We start from the raw sequence: 5,384 nt of genomic DNA on the forward strand, positions 1-5,384 counted from the left end.
GTAGGACGTATCACGCGACAAATGTCCCGCCAGGAAAATTGCCCCAAAGTAAAACGCAGATGGCATTTCGCTCTAAGACGTATAAGGGGGAGGGGTATAATGAGTTGTTGTTTGAGGATGCACCGGGACAGGAACAACTCAACTTACATGCTCAGCGAGATATGAATACGGTGGCGTTGAATAACCGAAATACGATAGTGGCAGGAAATCATTCGGAAACTATTCGTGATCAACAATCAATAGAAGTAACTCTCAATCGCTATATGGAAATTAACCAAAACTCTATATCTCAGATAAAAGAATTATCCATTGATGTAGGCAATATGTACCAGATTTTTGTTGATGGTAACATAACTTTTACTTCAGAAAGCGAGATTTTGTTAAAAACAAATGGTAGCTTCATTAAAATAGGTAATAGCCAAGTTAATATAAAAGGTGAAAAGGAAATTTCAGCAAATGGAGAACAAATATTTTTAAATGAGTAGGAATGTAGTAAAGTTTAGGCATGGTAGATAAAAGTATTAGTTTTTATTATTTTTCTAGTTATTTCCAACTATTTTTATTAAAAATTATTTATAAAAATAATTTTATACCTTTTTTATTAATTTGTTATGAATAGATAATTTCCGCTTCATCTCTTTAAATAACGCCTCCAAGAGTTTTTTCTATTTTTATATGATAATATATTTCAAGGGTGAATAAATATTTCATTTAGTATTTTAAAATAACATAATCTCCTCTTAGATTATGATTTTATAAGGGCTATAAAAGACCTTTTTATATGGAGAATAAATCAATTTTACTCCGCCCCCCCCTCAAGAAAATAATATCTGCAATAATATTTAGCTAAGTTTGTTGTAAGTGATAAACTCGGCTTTAGGGTATTATTCAATATAACGTTGAGTGGCTCTGATTGAACATTGATATTTTCGACTAATTATTTATAGCATTTTCCTCTGGTGTAATCAGTCCAAGCATCTATCAAATTTGATTTCTTCGTGAAAGAAAAGGTTTTATGACAGGAAGAACAAAAGTATATCTGAATATTATTTTTCTTCCCATGCTTTTGTATATTGCTTTTAAGGCAAAAAAGACTGTATTTTTGTTCATTTTTCAAAAGTGAGCTTAAGTCTTTAGCTAACTTTTTGCTAATACTTTTTCTACTATGCCTAAATTTATCTAAAATTGGAAAAGAATTTTCCATTGAAGATATTAGAGGCATAGGATACATTTAAGGTATGTTTTATCTTCAATAATAAATAACAATGCTGGAACATATAGGTGATAGACTAAGAGAAGAGAGAAAAAAGTTGGATCTTAGTCAAAGGGAGTTTAGCAAATTGGCTGGAGTAACCTCACAAGCTCAATTTAAATATGAGCATAATAAAATTCTACCCAGAGCAAATTACTTCGTCAATATTAACTCTATAGGTATTGATGTAAACTATGTCCTTTTTGGAGTAAAAGGAGAACTAGTTAGAAATGAAGAAGAGAGGAAACTATTGCATCTATTTAGAACATCAAAAGATCTTCAAAGGTTTATCTTGTTTGGTATTAAAAATTAAATGATTTATGGAAGTTTTAACTGAGTTATTTCTACTCTTTAGTTAACAATAAAATTTATTCACTATAATAAAACCAGATTTCAAATAACATTAATTTTCTTCTAAATTTAAATTATTTATTCATTGAGATCATTCTATGAATCAATATCCTTTCAAGAAAATGTAATGAGTCATTGATTTATGCTTTCATCAATTTTCAATAAGTTAAAAGGGAAAAAACAGGATTCCTTTGAGGTTATTTCAAATTTAGAAAACCAAAATCTTTCAATATCAAAAGTTGACAGTGGCGGGTGGATAGAGCCTTTTTCTGCATCGGAGTTACTTGATACCGATTTACGCCAAAAATACTTAAATTTAATTTGGCAGCAGGTTTCTATGACGCAAGATATGTATAACGAGCTTTATAAAAAACCGATTGAACGGTATGCAGAAATGGTTCAACTCTTGCCTGCTTCAGAATTTCATCATCATGCTCATTTAGGCGGAATGCTTGATCACGGGTTAGAGGTCATCTTATTTGCAGCTAAACTTCGTCAGAATTATGTATTACCTCCGAATGCAACACCTGAAGAACAAGCTGAACAGAAAGATGCATGGACAGCCGCGACTATTTATCTTGCGTTGGTTCATGATGTTGGAAAATCCATTGTTGATATTGAAATATATTTGAAAGGTGGAAAACGTTGGTTGGCTTGGAATGGTGTACCAACGGAACCTTATAAATTCAAATATATCAAACAACGTGATTATGCACTACATCCAGTAATTGGGAGCTTTATCGCCCATAACTTAATTCCGACAGAGGCCTTTGATTGGCTAGCTACTTATCCAGAAGTCTTTTCTACATTAATGTATGCTATGTCTGGTCATTATGACAAAGCCGCAGTTTTGTCTGAAATTATTCAAAAAGCCGATCAACGTAGTGTAGCACTAGCACTTGGTGGCGATATTACTAAATTAGTTCAAAAACCAGTAGTATCGTTTGCCAAACAGCTGGTATTAGCTCTTCGCTATCTTGTTTCACAAAAATTAAAAATTAGTGAAAAAGGACCAGGTGATGGTTGGTTAACTGAGGATGGGTTATGGTTGATGAGCAAAACAAGTGCTGATCAAATTCGCGCCTATTTAATGGAACAAGGGATTAGTGTTCCTGGAGATAATCGGAAATTGTTTGATGAGATGCAAGTACACAATGTGATTGAGCGAACGGCCGAAGATACAGCTATTTGGCATTGCCAACTCAAATCAAATGCAGGGTGGGAGCCTAAAGATAAGTTTAGCTTATTACGTGTGAAACCAGAGCTCATTTGGGATAATTTTGACGATCGCCCAGCTCTATTTGCTGGCACAATCAGGATTGTTTCTAAAGAAGAGAATAACGACATCGAAAAAACTGTACCAAATATGGATATTAGCATCTCAGAGGTAAACCTTACTGAGAATATTGAAGCAGAAAATTCTAATACTATTAGTAGGACTAAAGAAACCTCATATCAAGAGGATGAAACAGGAATACAAAATAGGGATAACGAAAGCGTTGATTTTCTACTCAATATGTTTGGTAAGGAGGAAACTGCACCGGTTGAAAAAACGAGTGAACCACCTGAAACTGAAGCAATGCAATCAAGGATACGAGTGACAGCAGAGACTCAAGAGACTAATCCAGAAATTTCTTTACCTTTTGAAACTACGATGGGAAGCATTGAAGGGCAACAATTTGTAGATTGGCTGAAGAATAAATTACTTAATGAGAAGCTAACATTTAATGATCGTACTGCTAAGATTCATATTGTTAATAATAGCCTTTTTATCGTCAGCCCAAGCTCATTTGAGTTATATTTACAAGAAAAAGGATTGCCTTATAATGAAGAAATTGTTAATAGTTTACAGTATGAATTTCAAGCGCTTGGCTTGCATAAGAAACGAGTAATCGGTGATGATACAACCAATTTTTGGCGTTGTCGTGTTATTGGGCCAAGAAAAGAATCATTCTTAGTCGGTTATTTAATTCCAAATACACAACTGTTTTTTGGTGAAAGAATTTTAATCAACAATAGGCATTTATTACTAGAGGAGTAACCTATGCAAAACACTAAGATTACATTTGAGCTTTTATTGCAAAAATTTTTTCCATAGATATCTGCGTGCAGATACTAAGAAAAGCTATGATAAAGCAATTCGACAAGTTCGTAAACATTGCGGTGTAGAATATCCTTCCCAAATAACCACTGAGATGTTATTGAAATGGCGTAATAATGTGATTGATACGAAAGTAAAACCCGTTACTTGGAATAGCTATATACGTCATCTAAAATCTATCTATAAATTTGGTATTGAACAAAAATTATTAAATTACGAAGAAAATCCGTGTAATAAATTATTTTTGAGAGTAGGTAGACCAAAAAGAAAAGTTTTAACATCTGTTCAATTAGATAAATTGGACTCTTTTCTTAGCTCTAGTGAAGGTTTGCCTGACGTATTAAAACCACGGTGGTTTATCCGAGTATTAGTTAACACTTTGCGATTTACAGGGATGCGAAGAGCTCAATTACTGAGATTAAAAATAAAGGATGTTGATTTATATCAAAAGGTTATTCATATTTCTCCAGACATTAATAAAAATCACGAATATCATTGTATTCCTATTTTAGATAGGTTGCATCCGTATATTGAAAGGCTAATTATAGAGCTAAGAAAACGTCATCAAAATTTAGATTCCCAGCTATTTAACATTAACTTATTTCGAAAAACTAGATATACAGGTCAAATAATGACAGAGTTTCAAATTAGTCATTTATTTAGAGTTATTTCAAGTAGAGTTGGATTCCAAGTATCACCACATCGGTTTAGACATACTGTTGCAACAAGCTTAATGAAAGATCCAGAAAACTTGTATGTGGCTAAACAGCTTTTAGGGCATAAGGACGTGAGAGTAACGTTAAGCTATGTTGAGAATGATGTTGAAATGCTTAGAGAAAAAGTTAATTCGACGTTATTATAAAATAATCAATTATCCAGCCTTTACAAACTTTAGAAAAAGTGTAAGATCGGACTTGATCTATAACTGAACGGATCAATTGCTATGTATCGGCTGGGTACGGGCAAATAGTTTTGTGGCACGATCATTAATAATGTCTTATATGTAAATATTTTACGCAAGGTATTTAAAATCCCTCGCCTTTCGAGGCGTGCCAGTTCAAGTCTGGCTTCGGGCACCATTTTACAAAATCTCAATTTTGTAAAAAACTCCTTTAAAATCCTATATTTGGGTCGTTAGCTCAGTCGGTAGAGCAGCGGACTTTTAATCCGTTGGTCGAAGGTTCGAATCCTTCACGACCCACCAAATATTTATCCCTTTAATTCAATTTTAAAACCATAATACTACTTAGCGTTTGATTTTATCGTTAGGTGAGAGAACATGGGCTTATCTTATTTTAAAAAAACTTATATTGTTGCTGTTGTCTATACTAGAGGTGGCAATTTTAAAAGTACAAATTCAGCTAATCTAATTTCATCGTATTTTGTACTGAAGACGAGTAAAAATAGGGGATTATGTATGTTGCAAATGCATAAAAACAGAAATTTAAAGGAAACTGTAGGAGCCGTTCGATATAAAATTAGGAGCTGACGTAGATTAGCTAGTATGTTAATCTACAAAAATGAAGATAACTCATTGTAAATTAAAGAAATCTATACAGAAAAAGCGCCTTGAGTTTTTTGTATTAGAAGTAACGGCTCGTTCAGCAGCAGATTTACTCGGTATTCAGCCTAATTCAGCAATCCTGTTTTACCGTAAAATCCGTGAGGTCATCAGCTATT

General features: G+C 33.2%; 3 protein-coding genes, 1 tRNA gene and 2 pseudogenes. All 6 read left to right on the plus strand.

Features of this window, described 5'->3' with window-relative positions:
- Nucleotides 1-485 (plus strand): annotated as a pseudogene (locus E4T92_RS10860) (type VI secretion system tip protein VgrG); the annotation flags it as partial.
- An 855-nt stretch (nt 486-1,340) separates the two neighbouring features.
- Nucleotides 1,341-1,565, plus strand: coding sequence for a hypothetical protein (locus E4T92_RS10865; RefSeq protein WP_135094850.1), 225 nt, complete (start codon nt 1,341-1,343; stop codon nt 1,563-1,565).
- Nucleotides 1,566-1,745: 180 nt separating this feature from the next.
- Nucleotides 1,746-3,644 (plus strand): MobH family relaxase, encoded by a 1,899-nt coding sequence (gene mobH, locus E4T92_RS10870; RefSeq protein ID WP_135094852.1) that lies wholly within the window; start codon nt 1,746-1,748, stop codon nt 3,642-3,644.
- Between the two features lie 25 nt (nt 3,645-3,669).
- Nucleotides 3,670-4,566: a site-specific integrase gene (locus E4T92_RS10875; protein ID WP_135094854.1), complete on the plus strand. Its 897-nt coding sequence runs from the start codon at nt 3,670-3,672 to the stop codon at nt 4,564-4,566.
- A gap of 266 nt (nt 4,567-4,832) precedes the next feature.
- A tRNA-Lys gene (locus E4T92_RS10880) sits at nt 4,833-4,908 on the plus strand.
- A gap of 316 nt (nt 4,909-5,224) precedes the next feature.
- Nucleotides 5,225-5,384, plus strand: a pseudogene (locus E4T92_RS10885) (IS1595 family transposase); the annotation flags it as partial.

The sequence above is a fragment of the Pasteurella sp. WM03 genome (genome assembly GCF_004570945.1).
GTDB lineage: Bacteria > Pseudomonadota > Gammaproteobacteria > Enterobacterales > Pasteurellaceae > Rodentibacter.

Coding starts and splice junctions, on each gene's coding strand:
- mobH (WP_135094852.1), top strand. CDS start 1,746: ATGCTTTCATCAATTTTCAATAAGTTAAAAGGGAAAAAACAGGATTCC.